Below are 25,736 nucleotides of genomic sequence, written 5' to 3'. Positions count from 1 at the left end.
ACTTTAGAAATTGACGCATTCATTGCGAATCTCAAAATTACTCATATTGTCACTGCCATATTAATGTTATCCATGGGCTTCATCGATAAAACAAGATACCTGGTAAGAATGGATGGCAATATTGATGCTGGGCATTGGAGGATGTTTATTTCAAAGTCCCCCCCATACTGCATATAGAACCTCTGCGACTGACTGTTCCAGCGGCCCATCGGTATTGATCACCAGAACTGGAATGTCCGCAATCTCTGCCATCGTCTCAAGGTCCCGTCGCCGCAGAACACTGTCGGGATCTGGACCGTCAAGCTTACACCGGGACGCATCGCGCAGCAGCGTGGTCTGGATCGGCGCAGCCAGTCGAATCACCAGATCCGGTTTAGGAAGATCGTCATAAAGCTTTGCTTCCAGCCGCATTAGCGCCGCCTTCCATCGCGATCCACAAGCCGCGATGGCTGCCTCGCCAAACTGCCTGCCGTCAATAGCGCCAATCCCCGAGGGAGGATAACGATCCGTGATGACGACAGCGCCAGCCGTCGCCAAACGCCGCGACTTAAAGAGCAGAGTTCTGCGGTCGTAGGCCAGCAACAGCATGCGCACCACATAGGCATATGAGAAATTCAATTCCACACGACGTTCCGGCTTCTGGTATTGCCCCGAACGCTCGCCCGGAAGCAGGCGGCGCAGCATCGGCAACAGCAGTCTGAACGGCGCTGAAAGCAAAGTTGCTGGCGGTTTGCCGATATGGACCCGGCGCACATCAAGTTGTTTACCAAGCCGATCTTCCAAGGCTGCTCCAAGCGTTGACTTGCCGCTCGCCTTTGGACCGATCATGGCGACAAGCGCGCCGCCCGAGACAAGGCTCACTGACTTGTGTCTCCGCAGGCGGGATGCAACCAACATGCCGATGCGGCGAAAACGCGAGGCAAACCCTGCGAAATAGCCCAAGCGTCGCCATTCTCGCAGCCGCCACGCCAGCCCGACGCCGATCCGAATGCGCGCAATTTTATGCGCAGAATTGGCGATGGCTGCGATCACCGCCTCGAACTCTCCCTCGCGCGCAGCTGGAACGCACTCTGCCCAAATCTGCTTGGCAACGGTTTCATCTGCTTGATCCCGCAGCCAAGCGAGTTCGCGAGGAACATCCGAATAATGCCGGTTCACCATGTAGAACTCAACCAAACTGGTGTGCTTGAGCGCAATACGAAGCAAGAACACCACCAATTCGGCCTCGGCGACGGGCACCGGAATACCCATCAACTCTCTCAGGTTCGCGAGTAGGGTTTTTTCAAGCGGCAGATGGTAGCTTTTCACCAGACTGTCGCCGGTCACGATCTGGAAATAGGCATGGACATGTACCAGCCGCAAACTGTTCGGATCCAGCGCAAAGGCATGTAAAACTCCGGGGTGACCACCGCCATCCCGTGACCGGGCGAGCTTGAATCCGCAGTCAATCAATGCCTCAAAGAACTGCGTGGCATCAGAGCGCAACACCAGCAGATCCAAATCTTCCTTACCGCTGAGACTGTCGCCCAGTCGGATATTGCTTTTCCAATGGCAGTAGCACACCTGACGTTGCTTCAATGCCGCAGCCAGATTTCGGATCAGGCCAGGCTCTGACCCACCGTGTCCTGTCTGAGTGCTCTGTGCACCGTCTATATTCTGATTGCGCAATGCTTCATTCATGACTGCCCCCGCATTTTCAAGACTGCTTTGCCCAACCGTGAAAATGTCACTGCCACAGCTTTAAGTGATAGATTTCCGCCGCAGGCGAGGCCAGGACGCAGCTTAAAACGGCGGGACAGGAAAATTGCCATGCCGATATTCCAGCCGATCATGCTGAGAGTCGTTGCCACAGCGACACCCATCATGCCGAATGGAATCACAAGCAGGGCCGCGCCAAGGATTGTGGCCGCGGCAGCTGTTGCCATCAGAGTAGCGCCCTGCCGTTCGTGACCTGTCATAGTGAAAAGGTGCTGCTGTGGCCCGGCCGCCGCCGCCGCGAGTTGCCCAAGGACCAAAACAATAAGTACCGGCCCGGCTGTGACGAATTGCGGCCCGAACCAAGGCAGAAGAATTGGCGCTCCGGCGATCAACGGCAGCGCGACCACGAGCGTGGAGGCAAGTGACAGCGCCGCAGATCGCGCCATCAGTCGTTGCAGTGCCACCATGTCTCCTCGGGCATAAAGCGCAGAAACCGTCGGCGCAAAAAGCGCAGAGAGCGCCATACGAGGCAGGGCCACCAACTGGGCAAGGTTGAAGGCGACGGCAAAAATCCCGGCGCCTAGCGTGTCATTTCGCAACCCGATGATCAGAATGCCAGCACGCGACATGATTGTGTCGGCCAACATGATAAGCGTGAGTGAAACGGCGGGGCGCAGCCAGTCGCGTATTGCATAGCAAGGTGCGGCGGAAACCAGTTCCCTTGGCTTTCGACCGATCAGGAACCGCTGGATGAACAGCACAGTGATGAACGCCGTCGCAAGGGTCGAGGCCATTGCGGTGACTGCGTCGGGCGGCGCAAGACCGCCAAGCACCAGCGCCGCGAGGATCAGGAAGCCGACAGAGTCGCGCAATATCCGTTCTGGCAGCATCGACACGATGATTGCGCCAAATGCGCGCAGTGCCGAAGCCCCAATCAGCCGGAGCGTCATCAGCGGCACTACAATGGCTCCGATCAGCAAGGCACGTGCAAGTTCGCCCTGTGCGTGAAGCAGAAAACGCTCTGCTCCGATCCCGAGTGCTGCCACTGCAATCCCGGCCAAGGTCCCGCCTCGAAACGCGAAGCGCATCACGCCGTGCGCCCGCGCCCAGTCACCCTGCACGCGATAGGTCGGCAGCAAGCGCAGCAGCGAGGTGCTAAGCCCAAGCGTGGAAATATAGGCAAGCATAGTTACCCAAGCGATCACATAGGCAAAGATCCCGAAGCTCTCGGCTCCGATCAGGCGCACGGTTCCCAGTTGCACACCAAAACTCAGCGCGGCTCCCGCCACCAGAACCAAGAAAGCGTAGGAACTGGTTGTCAGCAGTCGAACGCCGGCCAATGCCGATTCAGGATGGTGCTGTGGCAAAGTGGCATCTGCCTTCTGTATCACATCAACCTTCATGGGAGGATTGCCCCATGTGATCGCGCGAGTCGGCGCGCTTGGCCAAGTGCCAGAGCAGTAGTGGTAATCAATGCCACAGCGGACTCGAGGTCGTTTTGATCTCTGCCAGAGACTTGAAGGACGCAAAGGTTCCGCTTCTGCAACTTGGCATAAATCGCAGCAAAAATATCGTCGAGACCTTTGGTGTCCGCGGGCGGGCGCTCAAGCGCTCGCGCCGCAAAACCTTGCTTTGCATGTCTTTGACCAAGCCTTATCCCAGAGATATCGGGTGAAACGCACAGCCTCACTGCAATATTGGGAAGCGGAACCACATCGAGCGCCCGCGCCAGCACCCGATCATCAGAGCGCTTGGAGTCGAGCGCCAAGCCTGCAATTGCGCAGAGATAGCCTTGGTCCTGCACCAATAGCCCATCCACGGAGGCCAATCGCGCCAGCCCCGCGATGTAGCGGCGGCGACGCAGTGAAGCCGACCAGTGTAGCAGGGGCATCAACTGCAGCAGAGCCTCCGTCACTGAATCGCTCCAAATGATTTGCGACACAGCACCCCCCAGTTTGGAGAGCCTCGACGCCAGTGCAGATCTGCGACCCGCCCCGGATTCCTCTGGACGCGCGCTGATCGCAAGCCGCACTGCCAGACCATGAAGCGCCAAATCCGCCGCCACCGCACGCGCGAGCGTGGTCTTCCCGGCTCCTGGCGGCCCAAAGATTTCAATGGTGATCCGTTCGCCTAAGCTGTCAACCGCCTCCTGCCTCTGGGAGGCACTGCCGTTCGCACACGGCATCTGGATATTTTGCGTCGATTGGCCCCGGATCTGTTCCAAAGAACTGCCGCCGAGAGTCACGGCACCCACCGCGAAAACCAAGCAGCCCTAGAGGGTTGCCATCTTACGAGATTGTATAGGCAGACCATAGCGACGTCAGGACCAGGATTTTTAATTTTCTGCCTGTCTAACGGGCAAAACGGAAATAGGTCGAAATCCATAGCAACCTTCCAACTTCCAAATTCCAAAAAACTCTTTTAGCTATACCAGCCTAGCGCCCCGCGACGTGGCGGTGAAAGAACTCTTAAGAGTAGATCGTTTGCATGTGATACCCTCAAGAAGGGGGTTTCTACCTCTCAAGAGTTAGCCTCTACCCATATGAACACTGTCGAGACGCAGTTGGCCGCGGGATACTGCCTGACCAGTCCGAATTTTCGGAACCGGGTGTCTTAGGCCTGTCTTTGGCGAAATTAATATGAGGGCGAACCCAATGTTGGGGCCTGCTTGGGATTTGGCGCGGGTTGTCGAATTCCCTCCTTGCCTGACAACGGCATTTTCCCGCTATTTCAAAGGGAGACTGCAATGCGCTATTCTGCGTCAGGGTCCGATCTGGGCCGATTCAGTGCTGATAAAATTGCCCCGACATCACACAAAGTACTGACATCACACAAAGTGTGGAAGCTGCTGCTGATCACCATCGTCGGTATGACGGGGTGGTTGTGGCAGGCAACGGCGAGCCGCGCCATTGGCGAGAATGTGCGGCTGCATTTCACGGTAAATCACCGCAAAGACTTTCTGCAAGCCGTGGCGATCGGCTTCAACCTCGCCGATGTCTCAACGGTTGCGGCGCTCGACGCGCTGCCAGATGGCACTAGGGGTATCTTATGGATGCGCAACTACAATAACGCGCTCTGTTCTTGGCAAACCAGCGATGATGAGACAGCGGCAATCGTGCGCGCGGCGCATGGCAATCCCAAGTTCAGCGGTGTTTATTTCATCGCGGACACGCCGCATCCAGCCGTTTGCCCGGAGGCTCCGCAGCAAATTGCCGAGCGCACCGCATTGATCCACCAAAACGATCCCGACGGACGCAGCTTTATTGCGGTGAGCGGTGGTTTCAAATTTCCGGCAGAATTTGCGCAATTGGCCAATGCGGCCGATCTGATTGGCGTCGTGGTCTATCCTTGCAACACGAAAAAGCCCCGCTGCGAAATGGACAAGATCGCCGAGCGGGTTGGGCGCGCGCGTTCCGCAGGAATTCCCATTGAGCGGCTGGTGCCAGTTTTTCAGGCCTTTGGTCAGGCCTGCTCGGCTGCAGAGAGGAAATGGTATCGGCTGCCCACCGAGGAGGAGATGATCGAGGTTTTCGCGATCTGGGACAAACTGTTGCCACCGCAGACGCGTCCTTTCGACATGACTTACTCGTGGGGCGAGCAAGCGCAGCAAGCTTGCCCAAGCCTCTCCACTGCAGATGGCAGCGATTATCCAGACCTTCAAACGCTTTACGCGAGGTATTTCGCGTCGATGAGATGATCGCATTGCATGTCGTACTGTTTTGCCGAAAGGAATTGCCATCATGACCGCCCATATCCTGTTCATCGCCGGGGTCGACTCGGATCTGCGCCTGCCTTTCGTTCGCGCGGTGCGCGATCAGGGCTTTCGGGTCAGTATGGCTGCAAGCGGAGGTGGGGCGGCCTACGAGCGCGCAGGGATTGAATTCGTGCAGTTTCCCTTTGATCGCTTCATCTCTCCACTCAGCGACTGGCGCGCGATCCGCCGTCTGGGCGATATCCTCGCGCGATTGCAACCTGATATCGCGCAGGGCTTTGACACCAAGCCGTGCCTGATGTTGCCGCTTGCTGCGCAAAACCCTGATTTGCCGGTGATCCGCACGATTTGCGGGCGGGGTTGGGTCTATTCGTCGCGTTCTCCTGTCGCCATGTGCGCGAGGCTTGTCTATCGGGCATTGCACGGGTTTGCGGCGCGGCGCACAAATGCCACCGTGTTTCAAAACCGAACTGACCGTGCGTTTTTCGAACACTATGGCATTGCCGGCGCGCAGGCAGTGCTGATCCCGGCGGGTGGTGGCGGCATTGATCCCGAAGGTTTCGAGCATGCGTTGCACGGCGCGGCGACTCCTGCCGCCCTGCGCGCCGAACTCGGGCTGGGGAATGCCGAGGTGGTCATTACCGTCTCAAGGATCACGCGTCAGAAGGGAATACCCGCGCTGTTGAAGGCCGCCGATCTGGTGCGTCGGCAGCGCCGTGGCGTGCGGTTTCTGCTGGTAGGTCCGCGCGACAGCGAAGGCCCACTGGCGATTTCCGAGGTCGAGCTTGCGGAGTATGCGCCTACGGTGATCGCCATTGGCCCCCGGACAGATGTGCCCGCTCTGCTGCGGATGGCTGATGTCTTTGCCTTTCCGACAGAATACTCGGAAGGGGTTCCACGGGTTCTGCTTGAGGCCGCCTTGGCCGGACTGCCAATCATCTCGACCAGCATGCCCGGTTGCCTGGAAGTGATCGAGGACGGGGTGACTGGCAGGGTGGTGCCGCCGCGTTCGCCAGAAAAGCTGGCCGAGCAAATTCTGGCAGCTTTGGTTCACCGCGACGAAAGCGCCGCAATGGCAGCCCGGCTGCCAGAACGGGTTCGTGCAAATTTTTCGGTCGCAGGCGGCGCCGAGCGCCATGCGGCTTTGTATCACGCGTTGCTGGCAAATCGATCTCATCCGGGTGCCATTGTTCCGATCCCGACCGGGGAACGGGAACTTGCACCGGTCGCCACCGCAAGGTCTTACAACTCGGCTGCGCGATCACTGCCCGACACCGACGAATGAGACAGCCATGATCGCAACACTTCTGGCACTCGGATTGGTGATCTCAGCCGCGACGCAACTGCGCGTCGGCGGGCTTCCCTTGGGGCCAGGAGAGATCGTGCTGCTGGTCTGGTTGTGCCTTGCCGGTCTGCGCCAACTGTTGTCGCGTCCGCTGATCCTGAACCCAGCGCTGACTCGGGTTTTGTGCTTTTGGTTTGTCATGGTGGTTAGCTTGTGCGTAGGGATGACCGTGGGTCTGGTGGTGGAACCCTTTCAAGACTATGACGGCATGCTTCGCGATGCTATCGCATATGCCTTCGTGTTTAGCTTTAGCGCGATGATGGCGCTTACGCTGTCTGACACGGCGGAAAGACGTCAGCTCAGCTGGCGCATTGTCGTGATTGGCAGCATATCGCTGATCCTGCAAATCGGCGGCGGCTTGGGGAAAATACCCATGCCGGGGGTTGATCCTTGGTACTGGGACCGTCTGAGGGGATGGGCCGAAAACCCCAACCAGCTCGGTTTTTTTGCGCTTTTCATCACGCTTATGGGCCTGCATCTCGCAGATCAGGCCGCCAATAAAATCGAGAGCTTGCAAGCCTTAAGTGCCATTGTGCCCGCATTCGTGGCTGGGCTGATGTCTCGCAGCGACAGTTTCGTTATCGGACTTATCGTGTCGGGCGGGCTGTTTATCACCTTGAAATCCGTGGCCTGGCTGCAAGATACAGAGATGGCTCCTACCCTGCGCGGAGCGGCGGTTGCGCTTGGGCTTTTGGCGCTGCCACTCGCTATCATCATTTCGGTGCCGTTCGCATCCGCGGCGCTCAGCAGCATCGAGCGCGTCTCTAATGAGGTCTACGCTGACAATGAGCAGGGTGACACCCGGCTCCATCTATGGGCCGAGGCCATTGATAAGGGTATCCAGTCGGGGCTTGTTGGTTTCGGCCCCGGCCCGCATCTGACCAGCAAGTCCTTCAAACGCCCTCCACCTGACAAATTCGAGGTTCACAACACCCTTCTCGATCTGCTCACTCAGGGTGGCATTGTGGCGATGGTCGCTTTTGTCTGGATATCATTCACAGCCTTGTTCGCCGTAGCGCGAGCGGGACATCCGGCGTTGGCGGGGCTTGTTGCCGGGCTTTTAGTGTTCAGCATGTTTCACTACGTCTTGCGGCAACCGATTTTCTGGTTCGGAATCGTGCTCTGCCTGCTCAGTATGACGCGATCGGTCGAAAGCCTATCACCCCGTTTGTCGGCGCGGCGCGCAACCCAGTAATCGGCGCGTGCAAAGGCGGTTGCGCTATTTCATAGCAAGGCGGATGACAGCGCCATGAACGAAAATTATTAGGAAACTAATAGCCCACCACCTCTTTGGGGTTAGTGTTCTTACTCCGTATGGTGCTTCGCGCATGTCTCAGGCCGTGCGATAACCAAGTCATATTGCCACATACGCGCCAAAGACGGTGCGAGAGTCAGATGGCGCGTAAAGGCCCTGTAAAAGATAGAAATTAACGTTGAAGCTTTGCCGCGGAGGAATCCTAGATCAATGTTTCCGATGTCGATTGGCCACCGCGTCATACGGTGACTCTACTGGCCGTTGGTTTGGCAATTGCACGTTGGTTCTTGTTAGCGCGACCTGTCCTCTACGCGGCTCTTTTCGTGAAGGTATTTTACTATGATCCATCGCCGTTCTAACGATCTGCACTTTAGCCAGATCATGTTGCTGCTGCGGCGGCGCCGCGGTTTCATCGCTTCGATTGTACTTTTGGGTGGTGCCGCTGCCACGGCGATCGGGCTAACCCTTCCGCCCTATTACACGGCGAAGGCGCAGCTGCTCTACCAGGCAGAGGCGCAGATCGGGCCCGAGCGCTCCGAAGACGCTGCGGTGGACACGCTGGTCGAAATGCTGAACTCGCCTGGCCATTTGCGCCGCTTGACAAAGAGCTTTGAACTTGATCCCGGCTCGACCGGAACGGTTGCGTTGGCGGAGCCTACTCAAAGCGATACCATCAAAATGCCAACCACTTCCGCACCGTCAGTGCTGGATTACAACGCGCTCGATCAGGGCCTGAACGTCTACAAGGAGCGCCAGTCGCGTCTGGTTGCGGTCACCTTTCGCAGTACCGATCCTGAAACGGCTGCACTTGCGGCAAATCGCGCAGTCAAACTCTATCTTGATCACGAGTCTGACTTTCAGCGTGAGGCGCGTGCGCAAGCTTTGCGTTCGGTATCCGATCGCATGCCTGACGCGCTTGCAAGGATCGATCAGGCCGAGGGCGCTCTGCGCGAACATAAAATCAAATTTGGCTTGGCCGATGCCGCTGGCTCTGATCCGAACGACAAACAGATTGGAGAATTCACCCGGCAACTGATCATCGCGCAGTCCGATCTGGCCGCGCGCGACGTGCAGCTCGAGAACCTCAAAGCTCAACACCGCAGCGCCTCCGAGGGAGGCACTGAGATCCCAACTGGCTTTGCGCGCGTCGCGGCGACGGATCAGCTGGATAATACGGACAGTGATGCTACCCAGCCGTTGAGCGAAGATCAGCAGCTTGAGATCACACAACTGACGTTGGGCCGTGATGCGGTCGCAGCGCGCTTGAGTGATATCGAGAAGCAACTGACCACCCTGCAAGAGGCGAATGCCAAGACGACGCCCGCGTGGATCCGTCTGCGCGAACTGGAACGCGAGGCGAATGCGGCTGGCGAGGCATATGAGAATCTGCAGCGCCAGAAAGATGATCTCCAGGGTCAGGGCAGTGTTCGCCTCTCCGTGCGCGTTGTCAGTATGGCCGATGTGCCCGATCTTCCCAGTTCGCCAAATCCGCTGCTTTTCGTGGCGCCAGCGCTTATTGCGTCGCTTCTTATCGGCGGTTTTCTTGCGGTTCTGTTCGAGCGGCTCGACCAGCGCTTACGCAGTGAACGTGACGTCGAAGAAACCCTCGACGCGCCTTGCATCGGCATGGTGCCAGCCATCTCGAGTCGCGTGCGCGCAAACATGTCGCAACTGCTGCGCAACGAACCCTATGCGCCCTATACCGAGGCGATCCGTTCGGTCTATGTTGCGGCAACCCGAGGTTCGGCGCGCAGTATCCTTGTGACTTCCAGCGCTTTGGGAGACGGCAAATCCACGCTTGTGCGCAGCTTGGCTGCTTTTGCAGAGCGGCTGGGGCAGCGGGTTTTGGTGATCGATTTCGATCTGCGTCATGCCCCAATGTCAGCGCTTGTTGATAAGGACAAACGCGACAAGACGCCCGGCGCTGAAACCCGTGCGAACGAGCCAACATGGGAAGCCATGATCCGGACGACAAAGAAAGATGGCATCGATTATCTGACCATGCCGCGCTTGTATTTGGATCCACTCACGGTGCTGTTAAACGAGGATTTTTCGGGTCTGCTGAAACAGCTGCGGCAGAATTACGACTGCATATTGATCGACAGTGCGCCAGTGGGCGGAGCCACCGAAACTCGACTTCTAGCGTTGATGGTGGATCGCGTCATCTTCACGGTGCGTTGGGGCGTGACCGAGGCGGGAACGGCCCTTGCCGCGGTGCAACAGCTGCGTGCCTCCTCGGCAACGGCGCAAAGCATTCCGATTGCAGTTGTGGTCAATCAGGTGGATCTGCACGCGCATCGGCGTGGCGGCTACAGCGAACCTGTCGCAATGGCGTCGGCGCCCGCGTGAAGAGGAGGCAGTCTCTGCATCAACCGCATACACCCGGTAGGAGCGTTCAGGTGCTGCGCTCGGTTACTGCAGGCGATTGCTACCCCGAAGGCTCTTAAGCCTACTCATAATAGTCGGAAGATTCTGCGGGGGAGCACTTATACTGGGATGAGCGACAAGCCTGAGTCAGCGTCAGTGTTAACCGCTTGGATGGGCCGTTTTTTGCAAAAATTTGCACTGAGGAGATTCGAGAGTGGGCAAGCCAATCTGGACAAAACCGATCATAGGAACGGATCTGAGTGAGGAGTTGGGCGGGACGGCCAAATCGGACCTGATCTGGGGGCTGATTGGCGATGATCGGCTCTATGGGAAAGGCGGCGACGACACGCTTTACGGCGGCGCTGGCAATGATGTGCTGGATGGCGGTATAGATCGGGACGTGATGTTCGGCGGAGCAGGCGACGATACTTATCGCGTCGATAACGCGGGCGATGTGGTCAGCGAGATGACAACATCCGGTCAGGACGACGGCGGCATCGACACGGTGAGCAGCACGATCAGCTATAAGCTTGGCGGATTTCTGGAGAAATTGATCCTTGCAGGAACCGCTGCAATTGATGGCGCCGGCAATGCGCTCGACAACAACATCAAGGGCAATGATGCCAGTAACGTGCTGTTCGGCGACGATGGCGTGGACACGCTTTATGGCTATGATGGCAACGACGTCCTGATCGGTGGATTTGGTAGAGATTTCTACTACGGGGGCTTGGGCGCAGACACATTTGTTCTGAAGTCTGAGGGGGCCATCTATGACAAGATTTACGACTATTCCGCCGGCGACAAGCTTGGCATCGTGGCCAGTGAATTTGGTCTCTCGGAAGGGGCTGGATTTAATGGCGGCGTGCTGGACGCGGGCTATTTCGTAACAGGTAGTGCAGCGACGGCGATCGGGCATGGGCAGTTCGTGTTCGATGCGGTGAAGGCCGAATTGTTTTGGGATGCCGACGGGGCTGGTAAGGTCAAGTCCGTCAGGCTCGCCCAGATCGTCACGAGCACGACACTTTCTGCAGATCAGTTCATTGCCTTTGGCGCACCCGAGTCCGCGTCTGTTTCTGTGGCTACGATGGAGACCTCCCCACGGGCAGAAGACGACGGATCAGTCTATTTCAAGCTCGCGCTTTCACAAGCCGCGAGCCAAGACGTCATGATAACATGCAGCACGGTGGATGGAACGGCGATCGGCGGGCAGGATTTCACGGCTTTGTCATCGTTCAGTGTGTTGATCAAGGCCGGGCAAACGACGGCCTATGTGCCGGTTTCTCTGCTCAACGACAATATGGCCGAAGGTGTTGAAAGCTTTTCGCTCATGGTTGATGCCGCAAGTTTTGCTGGAGGCGGCAATGCTGTGGCAATTGGCTTGGGTATAGCGAACACCAGCATCACCGATGAAGGCCCCAGCGTTGTTGCCGTCCACGATCTGGTGGCCATGGGGATGATAGATCCCTCGGCCGTCGCCTATAATCCCTTTTCAAATTCGCTGATCATGTCCGACTCTGAAGTCGACGAGGCGCCGTTTTCTCGGCCCGTAGATCTGTTTTCAGTCGGCCTCGACGGCAGCGCGATCTCAAGTACCGCGATGCCTTTTACGACCGAGGCGACCGGACTCGCATACGATGCGACCAGAGGAAATCTCTACATTACGGATGACGACAAATATAAAGTGATTGCGGTGAGCGCCGACAATCCAACCGTGATTAAATGGTCGTTCACCACGAAGAACCTAGGCGGAAACGATCCCGAGGACATCGCCGTTGATACCAACACCGGAAATTTGTTCATCGTAAACGGCATCGACCGCAAGATCATTGAGGTAGACAATCATGGCACTACCCAGATCAGCAGCTTCGTCCTGCCGACGATGATCGTAGACCCCGAGGCGCTGGCCTTCGATTCCGCGAATAACGTCTTCTATGTTGGTGGCGGCTTCAGCGACCTCATCTGGAAACTCGACCGCAATGGCAACGTGATCGACACCATAACCGCACTGACGGATTTGCGCTCTGCGGATCACGATTACCGTGTCGCGGTCAAAGATATCGAGATTGCCCCGGCCAGCGATGGCTCGGGTGAAATGCATCTCTATGTCGCCGACTATGGCCTAAGTCATGTGGCGGATGGTCGATTGATCGAGATCGATCTCGGAGACTCGGGCTGGCTGATCGTCTGACGTTGTGGGTGGCCGATGATCAAATAGCCGCCGCCGCTCAGACCAGGTTTAGACACTAAATGTGCGCGTGCCGAAGCCTCGGCACGCTATTTCTATGCGAATCACCTAAAATATTCACTGGATGAGCCCAAGCAAAACTTGATTTCTTGGCCTGATCTCGCATTTTTTTCGAAAAGCAAGTAAGTATTTTCGCACATCTTTGTGAGAGCAGCGCGAAACCGCCGCCCGCGATTCCCAGTTAGGCGGAAAAGCGACCGACACTTTCCAGCGATCAATTCAAACACAGTGCCGTCTTTAAGCAATTGAACGCCGTGACAGAACCGACGGACGGTCCTGTCACTGCGGCGCCATTTTGCTGCCGTTTTCACACGATACAGGCGAATCGACAGAGCGAAAAGCCGCCACTGGGTCAGTGAGCTTGATTGACTTTGTCAGAAACATACAGCCTTTGAGCGTCCGAATTGAGCAAAGCAACCAGGTAGGAACCGGCAAATGGGCACGATTACCCTAACTCAGAACTACGGATACTCATCATATAGGGTTACCGGACTCGCTTCTGGAACCGTAATCGACGCCAGCGCTGCGACCTGGATATTGGACAATAATTCCAGTGACGGCCAAAGCGACGCTTACCCAGTGTTAGTATATAGCGCGCCCAATGTGGTTATCGAAGGTGGTACAATCATAGGCAACATCGACCAAACGAGTGATTGGGCGACAGTTTACGCCATGGGTAACTCTGCTGCCATCAGGACCGAAGATGCGCCCGGCGCCATCATCCGTGACTGGCGCATTTCGAACTCCTGGGATGCCGTTCGTGTCTCTTGGAACAGCCCCGATTTCGTCATTGAAGGCGTCTGGGCAAGTAACATTCGCGATGATGCGGTCGAGAATGACCGCCTGCAAAGTGGCACCATCCGCGACAGCCTCTTTGACGGGGCCTTCAGTGGCATCAGCGTTGATCCGGACAATGCCAATCCTGTCGATGGTCATCACGAGACCGTGCTAATCGACGGCGTGCTAATGCGTCTGCAACTTTCGCTCTACGAAGGCGCAATGACGCATTCCTCTTTCATCAAGACCGACTCTGCCACCAATGGCGCGGTCACACCCAACCTGCGCTTTGTGAACAACGTGTTTGCCCTCGAGGACGTCAATCATCACAGCTATCGTAGCATGGCGTATGCGTGGGCGCACACGATCGAGTCGAAAAACAACTATTTTCTGAACCTGTCCGACGTTCCGTTGCCAAGCGATTATCCAATGCCGCCGAGTGGCTGGACTGTCCTGCAGGGTCAAGCTGCGCGCGACTATTGGGCGCACGCCCGTGACGGATGGATCAGCCGCCATGCCGACGCAGGCCCAGGCCCAGGCAACGACACTTTGAACGGCAGCAGCGGCAGTGACAGCCTTCATGGTTTTGGCGGTAATGACAATGTGGCTGGCGGCGCTGGCAACGACATTATTATGGGTGACGGCGGTAACGACTCGCTCTACGGCGGCACTGAAAATGACAATTTGAACGGAGGCGCTGGCAACGATCTGATCGACGGTGGGGCGGGCAGCGACTTTGCCACTTACAGCGGAATTTCCAATGTGATCGTGAATCTGTCGCTGACCGGGGCGCAAGCCACTGGTCAAGGCATTGACACCCTTCTCAACATCGAAAATATCACTTCGGGCAGCGGCAATGATCGACTTACGGGCAACACTTTGGCAAATATCTTCACCGCCGGAATTGGCAACGACTCGCTCTACGGCGGCGCTGGCAATGACAATTTGTACGGAGGCGCTGGCAACGATCTGATCGACGGTGGAGCGGGCAGTGACTTTGCCATCTACAGTGGAATTGCCAATTTTGTGGTGAATCTGTCGCTGACCGGGGCGCAAGCCACTGGCCAAGGCATCGACACCCTGCTCAACATCGAAAATATCGCTTCGGGCAACGGCAACGATCGACTGACGGGCAACGCTTTGGCCAATATCCTCAACGGCGTAGCGGGCAATGACTGGCTCTACGGCGGCGCTGGCAATGACATCTTAACGGGCGGGACCGGCGCGGATTCGTTCGTATTCAACAGCGCTCTGCATGCAGACAATGTTGACCGGATCACCGATTTCAACGTTGTCGACGATACTATGCGACTGGACAATACGATCTTTACTGGACTGATCGAAGGTGTGCTCGCTGCCGATGCCTTCCGCGCCAATACGACGGGCTTGGCGGCAGATTCCACCGACCGTATCATCTACGAGACCGACACGGGCAAGGTGTTCTTCGACGCCGACGGCAATGGCTCTGGCACAGGTGTGCAGTTTGCAACGCTCAATCCAAACCTTGCAGTGACCAACCTCGATTTCTTCATCGTCTAAGGCACTGAAATCATTTCAGTAATCGGGTGACCCCAATATCGCTGGTAGGTCCGCCAAACCGACTAAGCCGTCCCCCATGTTTGGAGCCTCTCACGAGGTTGGGGAGCGGCCGCGCCTACGCTCTGCGATCACAGGCACCGCTGGTCGGAAAACGGCCGGCGGTGCTTGTTCAGCATGGACGAGCCTCAAAACATCTTGGTGTATCTGCGGCTACCACCCATCCGCTGCGAGCAAGTGATCTGCTCGTTCACCCAGATCAGCAGCACGCGCCCCGCCTTTAGGCGTTGGTCTATGCAAACGCGCTTTCGCTTCGCGGGGCCTTGGCACCAAAGGGGCATCGCGGTTAACCCTTTTGCGCTCATCCCTTATTGACCTCGCTCGGGGCCTCATTCTGGGTACGATATGTCACGGATTAGTTACACAACTATGCAGCTACCACGACAGGCAATCGATTCTAATGACACGAATGACACGAATTTTATTTAAATTTCTCTGGGGGGAGGCAAAAGATGAAGGCTGTTATCCAGTGCGGCGGCAAGGGAACTCGGCTACGTCCATATACGATGGTTCTGCCCAAACCATTGATGCCGATTCAGTCCAAACCCGTCTTGGAAATGTTGATAAAATGGCTGCGCCGCAATGACGTTTGCGAAATTTACATCACCACGGGTTATCTCGGCCATCTGATCAAAAGCTTCTGTGGCGATGGCCACCAGTGGGATATGAAGATCACCTATACTGACGAGAAAGAACCGCTTGGGACGATCGGGCCGATCTCGATGTTGAAGGCAGAACTGGACTCGACCTTCATGGTGATCAACGGAGATATTTTAACGGATCTAAACATCGGTGCCTTCGCGGCTTGTCACAAGCGCAGCGGTGCCATTGTGACTGTTGCAACCGCGATACGCGAGACGCTGATGAATTTCGGCGTGATCGAATCATCTGATGGCCGCGTTACCAGCTTTAAGGAAAAGCCCTCGTTCACCAACCAAATGAGCATGGGAATTTATTGCATGGAGCCCGAAGTCTTTAAGTTCATTCCCAATTGCATCCCATTTGGTTTTGACGATCTCGCCTTTTGCCTGCTCAACCGTGGCGAACGCCTGCAAACTTACGCGCATACGGGGCTGTGGCTCGATATCGGGCGGGTCGAGGATTTTCAACTCGCCCAGACACTGAGTTGGGATGAAGAAGCTCCAGCGCATGAACGGATGGAATTCGTGGCGTAATCAGGCTGCCTGTGTGGGCATGATCAAGGCTAGCTTCTGAAAATATCGGCAAACTTTGAAGTTCTAACAGTTATCGAGAGGTATTTCATGTTGCTTGTTGCTGAGCCGGTTCTTGGCCCGGAAGAGCGTGCCGCAGTGATGGCAGTGCTCGAATCCGGCTGGATCACACTAGGCGAACGCGTGCGGACTTTTGAACGCGCGTTCGCCGAGCTTCATGGCGTGGCGGATGCCGTTGCCGTGGATTCCTGTACCGCTGGCCTACATTTGGTATTAAAAGCACTCGGAATTGGCCCCGGCGACGAGGTTCTGGCCCCGTCGCTGACCTTTGTGGCAACCGTCAATGCTATCCTATATGTCGGGGCCGAGCCGGTCCTCGTCGATATCGAAGCGCTTCAGCATCCGCTGATGTCGATTGCGCAGGCAGAGGCCAAGATCACATCCCGCACCCGAGCGATCATGCTCATGCATTATGCGGGGCATATGGCCGAAAGGCGGATGTGGCGCGACTTGGCCTCCCGGCATGGTTTGTTGTTGATCGAGGATGCGGCACATGCCGTCGGCGTTGCGGGCGTCGGCTCTTATGGCGACGGAAGTGCTTTCAGCTTTTACGGCAACAAGAACATGACAACGGCAGAAGGCGGCATGGTACTGATGCACAATCCTGAAATGCTTGAGCGCGTGCGCCAGATGCGTGGACATGGCATGACGCGCAGCGTGATGCAGCGCCTCGTCGCGCGGACGCCGCATTATGATGTCGACATGCTGGGATACAACTATCGCATGGATGAGATCCGCGGAGCGATCGGCCTAGTGCAACTCTCCCGCCTAGAAGCGATGAATACCCGGCGCGCAGCGCTTGTCGCGCAGTATCGCGCGCTGCTGGCCCGGTTGGAGAACCGCTACGAGGGGTTCGTCGTGCCGCGTCCTCAAAGCGGTCTTTCAGCGCATCACATCATGCCCATTTTGTTGCCTGTGGGTGCTAATCGCGATCGGACCGCCGCCGAAATGCACCTGGCTGGCGTTCAAACGACTATCCATTATCCACCGGTTCATACGCTGTCGTATTACCGCCAGCGCGCGCCGGGGCTGCACCTACCGTTGACCGAGGAATTTCATCGGCGCGAACTGACGTTGCCGCTTCACCCGAAAATGGACGATTCAGATGTCGAACTCGTCGTGAATACCCTTGAAAACGCCCTCGAAAATGCATTTGCACCCAATTACGGATGATCCAAAATGTCACGATTTCCAACATTCCAAAGTCTTTCTGTCGGGCGTGTGATTGATGTTGTCCTCGCGTCTGTGGGGCTGGTCGTCTTGAGCCCGCTGCTGTTGCTGATCATGATTGCAATCGTGATCGACACAGGTTTTCCGATCTTCTTCGCGCAAACCCGCATCGCACGGGGCGGGCGCAGGTTTCAGATGTATAAATTCCGCAAGTTTCACCCCACCTCGGCGGGAGGCAGTCCGCTGACCATGAAGCATGACAACCGCATGACCCGGTTAGGCGGTTTTCTGGCAAGCACGAAGCTGGATGAGTTGCCGCAGCTGTACAATATCATCCGCGGAGATATGGCCATCGTTGGGCCAAGGCCGGAAAGCATGGCTTTTGCCGAGGCTTTCACCGCACGTGAGCTGCCGTTGTTGCAATATCGCCCCGGTATCTTCGGCCCCAGCCAAGTCGCATTTCGCAATGAATGCTGCCTTTATCCTGCCGGTAAAGACCCTGTGCAGTTTTACCGCGAGACCCTGTTCCCGGCGAAGGCAGCGCTTGATCTGGCCTATTACTCTCGGCGCACGGTCTGGAGCGATATCTTGTGGATCGGACGCGGCATCCTTGCAGTGCTTGGCAAGGTGCCAGAGTTGGAGCTGATGCCCGCTGCATCCGAACCATCCGACGGCGCTCGGAAAATGGATATCATCATAGCCGGGGAATGAAAGGATCCAGGATGACCAGCTTTCTGCACCTCAACGCATGCAACTATTCGGGGCGCAATGTGCTCGTAACCGGAGCAGATGGCTTCATTGGATCGCATCTGGTCGAGCGGTTGGTTGAGGCAGAAGCGAATGTGACTGCGCTCTGTCTCTATAACTCTTTTGACTCGCTGGGATGGATCGACCGATTGCCGCAGGCTACGCGCGAGCAGATGAATGTCATCCGCGGCGATGTGCGCGACGCAGCGCTGGTGCGGCGGCTGATCTCGCGGCAAGATACGGTATTCCATCTTGCCGCATTGATTGCGATCCCCCATTCATATGTCGCAGCGCAGTCCTATGTGGATACCAATATCTTGGGCACTCTGAACGTGCTGGAGGCGGCCCGCGAGTATGATGTGCGCCGTGTCGTACACACCTCTACCAGTGAGGTCTATGGCACCGCAATCACCGTGCCCATCGCCGAGACGCATCCGCTTCAAGGGCAGTCGCCCTATTCTGCCACCAAGATCGGTGCCGATATGCTTGCCGAGGCATTTGCGCGCTCGCATGATCTTCCGGTCGTCATCCTAAGGCCGTTCAACACCTTCGGCCCGCGCCAAAGTGAGCGCGCAGTGATCCCGACGATCCTACGTCAGGCGCTAGATCCGGAGGTAACTTCGATCCGCGTCGGGGATCTAACGCCGATCCGCGACTTTACCTATGTGCAGGACACTGCAGCGGCATTCCTCGCGGCGGGCAGCGCCGCCTCGATCTCGTTCGGAACACCGTATAACGCGGGATCCGGGGCGGCGGTAACTGTGAAGGATGTCGTCGATCTGGTGCTGAAACTGACCTCCTGCACCAAGCCGGTTGTGCAAGAGGTCAGCCGGCTGCGTCCGTCCAAATCCGAAGTAAAAGAACTGCTCGCCGATTACACCCGCTTCAACCGGGCAACTGGCTGGAAACCTCAAGTCGAGTTCAGCGAGGGGATGAAGCGCACAGTGGCGTGGTGGAGAAGCCAGTTCCAAGAAGGTCGTGTACGCCAAGAGGTCAATTATGCGACATGATACTGCCTGCCGCTGTCCGGCCCTGCGGCGGGTATCTCATCTGTGCGCCGTAGTTGCGATCTCGATCGCAGCCTGCAGTGTCGCCGCAATCGCGCAAGAATACCGCCTTCAGGCGGGCGACGTGATCGAGTTTTCTGTGACTGGCATACCTGAAATGGGCACGCGTGCAGCGATCCAGATCGACGGCAGCCTGAGCTTCCCAGGGGTCGGCGTTATCAAGGCTGCAGGACGACCGATCTCAGAAATCCGCGACCGGATCGGAGCCACACTCTCCAGTCGCCTGCGCATGATATTTCTACCCGATGGCAGTCAAGTGACGCGGGTGGTGGAGTATGATGACGTGTCCGCTTCGGTGGTCGAGTATCGGCCAGTCTTTGTCAGTGGCGATGTCACCCAGCCGGGGGAGCGTCCGTTCCGACCGGGAATGACCGTTCGGCAAGTGATCGCCGCATCCGGCGGGGTGATCTCGGTGGTTCCCATTACACCCGGATACAACCCGTCGGCGCTGCGCTCTGACTATACGGTGGCTTGGAATGCCGCCGTTGCGGCCAGCGCGCGTGTCTGGCGTTTGAAAAAAGAACTTGGCGAAGATGTGGAATTTGATCGCTCTGCTTGGCCCGCGGCACCGGAGCGGGATGATGCGATTGACATTTTTTTACGCGTTGAGTCAGATATTTACGAAACGCGGACCAAAAACCTTCAGAATGAAAGCGGGTTTCTCAGCGCCCAGCTGAAACAGATCGAAAGTCAGGCTGATGTGATGCGCAAAGAGTTCGAGGTCGAAAAAGCAGTCGAGCAGACCGACGCTGATGCTCTGACCGAAGCGACAAACTCGATCAAAAAGGGCATTCTGACAACGGCGCGGCTGCAAGACTTTCGCAGTGCTGCGCTGTTTTCGTCCACACGCCGTCTGCAAACCCAAGTCAGCCTCATGCAGCTCGAACGGCAGCGCAACGACATCTCGCGCGAGAGCGAGCGGGCAGCAGAGCAGCGACGCCTTGATCTGCTCGATGAATTGCAAAAAGCCAGACTTGATGCGGCACAGCAGCGCGCCCGGCTCATTGCTGCCGATGAAAGGCTGCGCGAAATGGGGGTCGCACCAGTGAGCCTCGCCGAAGGGGCAGAGATTCCGCAGATCACGGTTTTTCACAGCGATGCCGAAGCGCCTGAACCTGTGAGCTTTGACAGCAAGATCGAACCCGGTGACGTGATTGAGGTCAAACGGACAGCAGATGCGCCGCCGCTTACTGCATGGATGGCACCTGACACTGATCTTCAGCCACCCGCCACATTGGCCCTTCAATAACGAGAGATGATACCGGGCGGTCTTTACGGGTTTCTGCCGTCGGATTGCTCGCCCCTCTGCCATCGGCATCATTGACCAGCCTGCCAGCCCGCACGCAATCTAAGCCATTTGAGAGATTTCCAAGACCGCCACATTTCCAAGACCGCCACCGCGCCGCTTTCGCCAATTCGTGGGAGGATAAGATGCTCGAACAACCCCTACCTCCGCTTGCCATCGTGATACTTGCTGGAGGCACGGGCGGGCGTATGAATTCAAACCGCCCAAAACCGCTGCACAAGCTCGCTGGCGCCTCGCTTCTGCGTCACGCCCTGCGCACCGCCGAGGCACTTGCACCGCAGCGATGTGTGGTTGTGGTTAGCGCCGATGGCACAGACGTTGCCGCCGCTGCGCGCAGGCTTAATCCCGAAGTGAGCATCGCGGTTCAGCCGCGCGCTTGCGGTACGGGCAATGCCGCATTGTGTGCTCTTTCGGCTTTGGTTGGGTTCGAGGGGCGGATCATGGTGCTTTACGCCGACACGCCGCTGACCCGCCCGGAGACGTTGAGAAAACTTGTCGCGGCTCCGGGGCGGGTAGCTGTGCTTGGTTTTGAGACGCCGCATCCGTTCCGCTATGGCCGCTTGATACGCAATGAAGATGGCGGCCTCGAACGTATTGTCGAGTCAGGCGACGCCAGCGCGGCTGAGGCAGCCGTTACTTTGTGCAATTCCGGCGTGATGGCGTTTGACACTGCAGATGCAAGGCGTTGGCTTCCGGCACTTTCAGATAACAACTTTCGAAAAGAGTATTTTCTGACCGATGTTGCCGGCCACGCACGCTCGGAAGGCAAAGACTGTAGCATAGTTCTCTGCGAGGTGGATGAAGCGCTTGGCGTGAATTCGCGCATCGAACTTGCAGCAGCCGAGGCTGCGTTTCAGCGTCGCGCCAGAGCGAAGGCGATGGAGAATGGCGTGACGATGATCGCGCCGGAAACCGTGTTCTTTTCCTTCGACACCCAACTCGGACGCGACATAACAATCGGGCCGAATGTCGTATTCGCCCCCGGCGTTACTGTCGAAAACGATGTCGAGATTTCCGCCTTTGCATATCTCGCAGATTGCGTGATCCGGCGCGGCAGTTTCGTCGAGCCGCTGAACCGGCAAGGCGCAAACGGATGGAGCATGCCGGACGGTAATCCCCCCATTTTTAACGGGGCGTTGTCGTGAATTGATGCGGCCATTTTTAGTTTCTGCGCGGGTGTGATGCCGCCGAACGACAACAAAGTCGAGTTGCGTTACATTGATCCCGCAAGCCCAAGCAAAAAGGCTACGTCGAGAGCTTCAACGGCAGCTTGCGGGGCGAGGGCCTCAACGAAGAGATATTCGACAGCCTGGCCGGGTCGAAGCATGCCTTGGTGATCTGATCCAATGCGTAGGCAGTATTGCCGGGCGGTCGATCAACCTTCAACGGTCGAAGGCAGAGACGGATGCCTAGCAACAGCGGCGGGCGTCGCATTCAACATGAATGAACCACGCCTGTTTGACGCGCGGCACGGCGTTGCGACACAGATCCGGTCAACCATGCGAAAGGGTAGGTTGCCGGAATTGCGGCCTTTGATCCAAGCGATCAATCGCGCATTTTCCTGCTGGCCCGAAACCTTTGAGCGCTTCGCGCGTCTGCTGCGGCTTCAGCCGGGCGGGTTCACCGCCGAACAAAAGGTCAACGGTCCCTGTCACGAAACACGAACGAGATTGCTCATGGTCTCAAGAAGCTCTTGGCTGTGGTGGAAGCGGAGAGCCAGCAGGGGCCGGTCGGGGAAACCCCGCAGGGACTGCTGCAGATCTTGATCGACCAGATCTCCAGCCTAGAAGAAGTAGAGGATCGCACGGCGGCGATGATGCTAAGCGAAATCCGCCACCAGAGCGGGATAACGGTACAGATGGCCCAGCAGCTGGGGGGCCGCGTCCTGCGCCGCTCGGACAGCGCCTGATCCGCATCGCCGCGATTGCGCGCGGTTTCATCAAGGAAGCAAGGCTCGAGGACTGCCTGAAGCGGCCATCGCGGTGTTCATCGGTGACCGGAGTCTGGTCGTTTTTGACAGCAATGACGATGTTGCCGAACTGGATGTGCAAGATCCGATGGTCGCTGCATTTTGCCTCGCGGTCAAACCCGCAGTGATTACTCCTGATCCCACCGGGAGCGCCAAAGCGGATACAACTGATGAATGCCCTGCGCAGGCGCGGTACCCCGGCACCGAGGAAGATCAGGATGGCCCGGGCTGGTAACGGAAGCCAGATCGACACCGCGGCGCAGAACTGCACGATGCAAATCCGGTAAAGCTTCTTTTCGTTCATCACCATGCCCACACGTTCCAGCATGACACCAATGCGCCGCCTTACGGCGATTGCAGGCAATCGCCTACCGGCCAACGGATAGCCAAACCGACGCCGCTTCTCGGCGATCTTGTTCATTTCCAAACGGATATCCGCATGATCAGGCGGGCGGGCGCGCCGCACGGCCTTGGGGTCGACACCAACCAGGTCGCAGACCCGACGCTGCGAGATTTTGTGGTCCCGCAGCGCCTTGATCGCCGCTTCGCGCCGCTGGGCAGGTGTCGTCAGCGCTTTCCCAGCAGGTCTTTCAGCACGACAACGTCCAGCATCGTGTCCGCCACAAGCCGCTTGAGCTTTGCGTTCTCGTCCTCAAGCTGCTTAAGGCGTCGGCCATCAGACACGTCCATCCCGCCATATTTGGCCTTCAGCTTGTAAAAACTCGCGGGGCTGATGCCGCGCTTGCGGCAGACCTCTGCCACAGTCAGCCCGACTTCCTGCTCTTTGATCATCGCAATAATCTGGTCTCGGTGAAACGGCTCTTTCGCATTCGTCTGCTCCTTCAGGATTGGGCAGACTCTACATTAAAATGAGGGCGTTTCCGGGGGGCAGGTCAAACGCCATTCTGCACTGTGCAGGCGACGGCCTATCATCGACCGTTGCCTGCCCTGACCGGTGCCAGTTTCTCGCCAGTCACCCGCCCCCATCTGGAGGCAGACAGCCAGCTTGAGGCGCAGGATCTTTTGCAAGCCCGGCAGATCAGGGCAGACCGCGGCGCGCATTTGGCCGCTGGACTTGGCGATTGGGACGCCTTGGTTTTGCCAATGCTTCCCGTCCGGGTACCCTGGATGATGGGTGTCTGGCAGTCCTTCGATGGACGGCGCGTGTGCACCCATGCAAGCCGCAAAGCTGGTGACGTCACAAGGGGCAGATGCCGTTCTTTCAACGATAGTGGGCCGCAATAGTGTCGCTTTCAATGATGCCTATGCCGAGGTGACCGGGTCCGCTATCCGCGCCCCTATCGCTTCATTGACCGCAACCGAATCTGAACTTGCCCAAATGCGACCCGAGGCGCGGCTTGGCCATTTGGCTGTTGCCCCCCTATTTCGGAACGCTTGCGCACCCCTGCCAACGTGGCTTTTGTTGTCAAGTTTCGCCGCATGCATGGCTCCGGCGGGCCGGGGGTTTACAGCGAAGTCGCCTATTCTCTGCTGCATTTCTATCCCAACGCCCTTGAACTGGCTGCATCGGAAGATACCGGCACCATCCTCGGAGCTCTGTCCGGTGCCGCGTTCAAAGCGCCGGGCGGAGATGTGTATATTGACACCGAGACCAATCATTTCTCAATTCGACCGCTGATCGGCAAAGCCAATGGGCCGGGCAATGTGACATTATCTGGCAGTCACCGACCGTGATTCGCGCCGACCCCTATTTGAATACCTATGATCGTTTGGTCAGTGCAATGATGACCTTATGAGTGACCGCCCTCCCAACGCGCAAAACTCTCTGCTGCGTCGCCTGCACCGGGTCCGCATTCTTGTCATCCATCCTGATGACGAGGACCGCAAAATGCTGGTCGACCAGCTTCGATGCATTGGCTGCCAGACCGAAAGCCAGTGGCCGTCGCCGGCCCAGCTTTCCGACCCCTATGATGTCGCGATCATTCTCCTCAGCGGTTCCGGGCAGGCCGAACCGGCGACATGGATGACCGAAGGCGGCGATGCGGCAAGGGTTGCGATCATCGCCTATGAAACCCCAGATATTTTAGAGGAAATCGAACGCCAACACGTCCACGGTGTTCTGTCCAAGCCGCTGCGGATTTTTGGAGTCCTTGCCGCGATCACGACTGCCTTGGGCATGGCCGGGCATGAAAGCCGACTGAAACAACGGATCAAATCTCTCGACGAGACCTTGCGCGCCCGACCGCGGATCGAGCAGGCCGTTGCCATTCTGTCTTGCGAACGAAATATCTCGGAACAGGAATCCTATGCGCGAATCCAGGAGAAACCCCTGAAATCGAAGACGTCAGTGACTGAGATTGCCGATGCAATCATTGCACCCAGCGACATTTGACAGCTAAGGCCCTATATTTCGCGGTCATAAGTGTCTGTTGCCCGGCACTTCACAGGGGTCATGCAACGGCTTGGTTCGACCGCGCCTCAACTCAACTGTCTTTCCCTTTCCCCCGAATTTCTCGGCCAACGGGCATCATCAAGCCAAGCCCGCTAGGTTATTCTAGCAGTTTCATGTCAGACTGCCTGCACCGCATCTGCAGCGAGGCTTTGCGCTGCGGGCTGAGTGTGGCGCATCAATCGGCGCTCGACCAATCGGATCGCGCCGATCAAAGCAAGATTCAGGATCAAGTAGAGCACCCCCGCGATGGCAAAAACCTCGAAAATCGCAAACGTCTGACTCATCAGGCGCTTGGCGTAGCCGGTGATTTCCAGAACCGTGATGGTCGAGGCAAGGCTGGTGCCCTTGACCATCAACACCAGCTCATTGCCATAGGCGGGCAAGGCCTGACGGATCGCCAGCGGAAACTCGATACGGCGAAACCGCACCATGCGTGACATGCCGCAGGCCTTGGCCGCTTCGACCAGACCGACGGGCACCGCCACAAGCCCACCGCGCAGGATTTCCGACGTATAGGCTGCGGTGTTCAGCGCAAGCGCCAGTACCGCGCAACGCGAACCCTCGCTGACAATCCACCACAGGACGGGCGTGTCGTGGATGAATTTGATCTGCCCAAGCCCGTAGTAGATCAGGAAGATCTGCACCAAAAGCGGCGTGCCCCGAAACGCGGTACTGTAGCCACGCGCAAACCCTGACACCCAAGGATTTTCTGATCCGCGCATAAGCGCAAGACCGAGGCCAAGATTAAATCCGATGGCGACGGAAATGGCTGTCAACGTCAGGGTCATCCAAAGACCCTTGAGCAGCACCGGAACGGCCAGCTGAATAAGTTCCATG

General features: G+C 57.3%; 20 protein-coding genes and 3 pseudogenes. 18 read left to right on the top strand and 5 right to left on the bottom strand.

All coding sequences use genetic code 11. From position 1 onward, the window contains the following. Nucleotides 1–150: 150 nt before the first annotated feature. The 3 genes from AKV04_RS23760 to AKV04_RS23750 are packed head-to-tail and all read right to left on the bottom strand — an operon-like array spanning nt 151 to nt 3,943. A complete protein-coding gene (locus tag AKV04_RS23760) occupies nt 151–1,680 on the bottom strand; it encodes a nucleoside/nucleotide kinase family protein (protein WP_054008893.1) in 1,530 nt (509 codons plus the stop codon). Then, a complete protein-coding gene (locus AKV04_RS23755) occupies nt 1,677–3,101 on the bottom strand; it encodes an MATE family efflux transporter (RefSeq protein WP_054008892.1) in 1,425 nt (474 codons plus the stop codon). The genes AKV04_RS23760 and AKV04_RS23755 overlap by 4 nt, the downstream gene beginning before the upstream one ends. Further along, entirely contained in the window at nt 3,098–3,943 is an 846-nt protein-coding gene (locus tag AKV04_RS23750; RefSeq protein ID WP_162232938.1) for an AAA family ATPase, read from the bottom strand. The genes AKV04_RS23755 and AKV04_RS23750 overlap by 4 nt, the downstream gene beginning before the upstream one ends. Nucleotides 3,944–4,444: 501 nt before the next feature. On the opposite strand from AKV04_RS23750, the gene AKV04_RS23745 reads away from it, so the two are divergent. The 15 genes and pseudogenes from AKV04_RS23745 to AKV04_RS26555 all read left to right on the top strand — a co-directional run bounded on the left by AKV04_RS23745 (nt 4,445) and on the right by AKV04_RS26555 (nt 22,721). After that, nucleotides 4,445–5,395 (top strand): hypothetical protein, encoded by a 951-nt coding sequence (locus AKV04_RS23745; RefSeq protein WP_054008890.1) that lies wholly within the window; start codon nt 4,445–4,447, stop codon nt 5,393–5,395. 43 nt (nt 5,396–5,438) lie between these two features. Next, complete coding sequence (locus AKV04_RS23740) at nt 5,439–6,695, top strand: glycosyltransferase (protein WP_054008889.1); 1,257 nt, start codon at nt 5,439–5,441, stop codon at nt 6,693–6,695. 97 nt (nt 6,696–6,792) lie between these two features. Next, nucleotides 6,793–7,950, top strand: coding sequence for an O-antigen ligase family protein (locus AKV04_RS23735; protein ID WP_162232937.1), 1,158 nt, complete (start codon nt 6,793–6,795; stop codon nt 7,948–7,950). A 399-nt stretch (nt 7,951–8,349) separates the two neighbouring features. Beyond that, nucleotides 8,350–10,359: a GumC family protein gene (locus AKV04_RS23730; RefSeq protein ID WP_054008887.1), complete on the top strand. Its 2,010-nt coding sequence runs from the start codon at nt 8,350–8,352 to the stop codon at nt 10,357–10,359. A 232-nt stretch (nt 10,360–10,591) separates the two neighbouring features. Next, nucleotides 10,592–12,565: a Calx-beta domain-containing protein gene (locus tag AKV04_RS23725; protein WP_054008886.1), complete on the top strand. Its 1,974-nt coding sequence runs from the start codon at nt 10,592–10,594 to the stop codon at nt 12,563–12,565. A 492-nt stretch (nt 12,566–13,057) separates the two neighbouring features. After that, a complete protein-coding gene (locus AKV04_RS23720) occupies nt 13,058–14,938 on the top strand; it encodes a calcium-binding protein (RefSeq protein WP_082351824.1) in 1,881 nt (626 codons plus the stop codon). Between the two features lie 509 nt (nt 14,939–15,447). Then, on the top strand, nt 15,448–16,170 hold the full coding sequence (locus AKV04_RS23715; RefSeq protein WP_054008884.1) for a nucleotidyltransferase family protein: 723 nt from the start codon (nt 15,448–15,450) through the stop codon (nt 16,168–16,170). An 87-nt stretch (nt 16,171–16,257) separates the two neighbouring features. Further along, nucleotides 16,258–17,400 carry a DegT/DnrJ/EryC1/StrS family aminotransferase gene (locus AKV04_RS23710; protein ID WP_054008883.1) on the top strand — a complete coding sequence of 381 codons (1,143 nt, stop codon included), beginning with the start codon at nt 16,258–16,260 and terminating at the stop codon, nt 17,398–17,400. A 6-nt stretch (nt 17,401–17,406) separates the two neighbouring features. Next, on the top strand, nt 17,407–18,108 hold the full coding sequence (locus tag AKV04_RS23705) for a sugar transferase (protein WP_082351823.1): 702 nt from the start codon (nt 17,407–17,409) through the stop codon (nt 18,106–18,108). 11 nt (nt 18,109–18,119) lie between these two features. Further along, on the top strand, nt 18,120–19,154 hold the full coding sequence (locus AKV04_RS23700; RefSeq protein ID WP_054008882.1) for an SDR family NAD(P)-dependent oxidoreductase: 1,035 nt from the start codon (nt 18,120–18,122) through the stop codon (nt 19,152–19,154). Continuing rightward, nucleotides 19,144–20,460: a polysaccharide biosynthesis/export family protein gene (locus tag AKV04_RS23695; RefSeq protein ID WP_054008881.1), complete on the top strand. Its 1,317-nt coding sequence runs from the start codon at nt 19,144–19,146 to the stop codon at nt 20,458–20,460. Before AKV04_RS23700 ends, AKV04_RS23695 begins: the two co-directional genes overlap by 11 nt. 182 nt (nt 20,461–20,642) lie before the next feature. Continuing rightward, nucleotides 20,643–21,662, top strand: coding sequence for an NTP transferase domain-containing protein (locus AKV04_RS23690; protein ID WP_082351822.1), 1,020 nt, complete (start codon nt 20,643–20,645; stop codon nt 21,660–21,662). A gap of 45 nt (nt 21,663–21,707) precedes the next feature. After that, nucleotides 21,708–21,856: pseudogene (locus AKV04_RS26405) on the top strand (integrase core domain-containing protein); the annotation flags it as partial. A 360-nt stretch (nt 21,857–22,216) separates the two neighbouring features. Then, the gene (locus tag AKV04_RS26560; RefSeq protein WP_054008879.1) at nt 22,217–22,426 is read left to right on the top strand and encodes a hypothetical protein; all 210 of its coding nucleotides are present in this window, start codon (nt 22,217–22,219) and stop codon (nt 22,424–22,426) included. 73 nt (nt 22,427–22,499) lie between these two features. Next, nucleotides 22,500–22,721 (top strand): hypothetical protein, encoded by a 222-nt coding sequence (locus tag AKV04_RS26555; RefSeq protein ID WP_054008878.1) that lies wholly within the window; start codon nt 22,500–22,502, stop codon nt 22,719–22,721. A 42-nt stretch (nt 22,722–22,763) separates the two neighbouring features. Here AKV04_RS26555 and AKV04_RS25855 read toward each other — a convergent pair. Then, nucleotides 22,764–23,316 (bottom strand): annotated as a pseudogene (locus tag AKV04_RS25855) (transposase); the annotation flags it as partial. 323 nt (nt 23,317–23,639) lie between these two features. On the opposite strand from AKV04_RS25855, the pseudogene AKV04_RS27950 reads away from it, so the two are divergent. The 3 genes and pseudogenes from AKV04_RS27950 to AKV04_RS23660 form a co-directional block, all read left to right on the top strand. Further along, nucleotides 23,640–23,864: pseudogene (locus AKV04_RS27950) on the top strand (transporter substrate-binding protein); the annotation flags it as partial. Nucleotides 23,865–23,881: 17 nt separating this feature from the next. Beyond that, the gene (locus tag AKV04_RS27645) at nt 23,882–24,181 is read left to right on the top strand and encodes a transporter substrate-binding protein (RefSeq protein WP_162232936.1); all 300 of its coding nucleotides are present in this window, start codon (nt 23,882–23,884) and stop codon (nt 24,179–24,181) included. A gap of 58 nt (nt 24,182–24,239) precedes the next feature. Then, on the top strand, nt 24,240–24,839 hold the full coding sequence (locus tag AKV04_RS23660; protein ID WP_328287167.1) for an ANTAR domain-containing response regulator: 600 nt from the start codon (nt 24,240–24,242) through the stop codon (nt 24,837–24,839). 176 nt (nt 24,840–25,015) lie between these two features. On the opposite strand, the gene AKV04_RS23655 is transcribed toward AKV04_RS23660, so the two are convergent. Continuing rightward, a complete protein-coding gene (locus AKV04_RS23655) occupies nt 25,016–25,735 on the bottom strand; it encodes an ABC transporter permease (RefSeq protein ID WP_054008875.1) in 720 nt (239 codons plus the stop codon). Between the last annotated feature and the right edge of the window lies 1 nt (nt 25,736).

This window comes from Cypionkella psychrotolerans (assembly GCF_001294535.1).
GTDB classification, from domain to species: Bacteria; Pseudomonadota; Alphaproteobacteria; order Rhodobacterales; family Rhodobacteraceae; genus Cypionkella; species Cypionkella psychrotolerans.
This window is presented reverse-complemented; position numbering and strand designations above follow the sequence as displayed.

What these genes read in the sequence shown, in the direction of transcription:
- AKV04_RS23760 (WP_054008893.1), bottom strand. Translation starts at nt 1,680, where the DNA reads ATGAATGAAGCATTGCGCAATCAGAATATAGACGGTGCACAGAGCACT.
- AKV04_RS23755 (WP_054008892.1), bottom strand. Translation starts at nt 3,101, where the DNA reads ATGAAGGTTGATGTGATACAGAAGGCAGATGCCACTTTGCCACAGCAC.
- AKV04_RS23745 (WP_054008890.1), top strand. Translation starts at nt 4,445, where the DNA reads ATGCGCTATTCTGCGTCAGGGTCCGATCTGGGCCGATTCAGTGCTGAT.
- AKV04_RS23740 (WP_054008889.1), top strand. Translation starts at nt 5,439, where the DNA reads ATGACCGCCCATATCCTGTTCATCGCCGGGGTCGACTCGGATCTGCGC.
- AKV04_RS23730 (WP_054008887.1), top strand. Translation starts at nt 8,350, where the DNA reads ATGATCCATCGCCGTTCTAACGATCTGCACTTTAGCCAGATCATGTTG.
- AKV04_RS23720 (WP_082351824.1), top strand. Translation starts at nt 13,058, where the DNA reads ATGGGCACGATTACCCTAACTCAGAACTACGGATACTCATCATATAGG.
- AKV04_RS23715 (WP_054008884.1), top strand. Translation starts at nt 15,448, where the DNA reads ATGAAGGCTGTTATCCAGTGCGGCGGCAAGGGAACTCGGCTACGTCCA.
- AKV04_RS23710 (WP_054008883.1), top strand. Translation starts at nt 16,258, where the DNA reads ATGTTGCTTGTTGCTGAGCCGGTTCTTGGCCCGGAAGAGCGTGCCGCA.
- AKV04_RS23705 (WP_082351823.1), top strand. Translation starts at nt 17,407, where the DNA reads ATGTCACGATTTCCAACATTCCAAAGTCTTTCTGTCGGGCGTGTGATT.
- AKV04_RS23700 (WP_054008882.1), top strand. Translation starts at nt 18,120, where the DNA reads ATGACCAGCTTTCTGCACCTCAACGCATGCAACTATTCGGGGCGCAAT.
- AKV04_RS23695 (WP_054008881.1), top strand. Translation starts at nt 19,144, where the DNA reads ATGCGACATGATACTGCCTGCCGCTGTCCGGCCCTGCGGCGGGTATCT.
- AKV04_RS23690 (WP_082351822.1), top strand. Translation starts at nt 20,643, where the DNA reads ATGCTCGAACAACCCCTACCTCCGCTTGCCATCGTGATACTTGCTGGA.
- AKV04_RS23660 (WP_328287167.1), top strand. Translation starts at nt 24,240, where the DNA reads ATGAGTGACCGCCCTCCCAACGCGCAAAACTCTCTGCTGCGTCGCCTG.
- AKV04_RS23655 (WP_054008875.1), bottom strand. Translation starts at nt 25,735, where the DNA reads ATGGAACTTATTCAGCTGGCCGTTCCGGTGCTGCTCAAGGGTCTTTGG.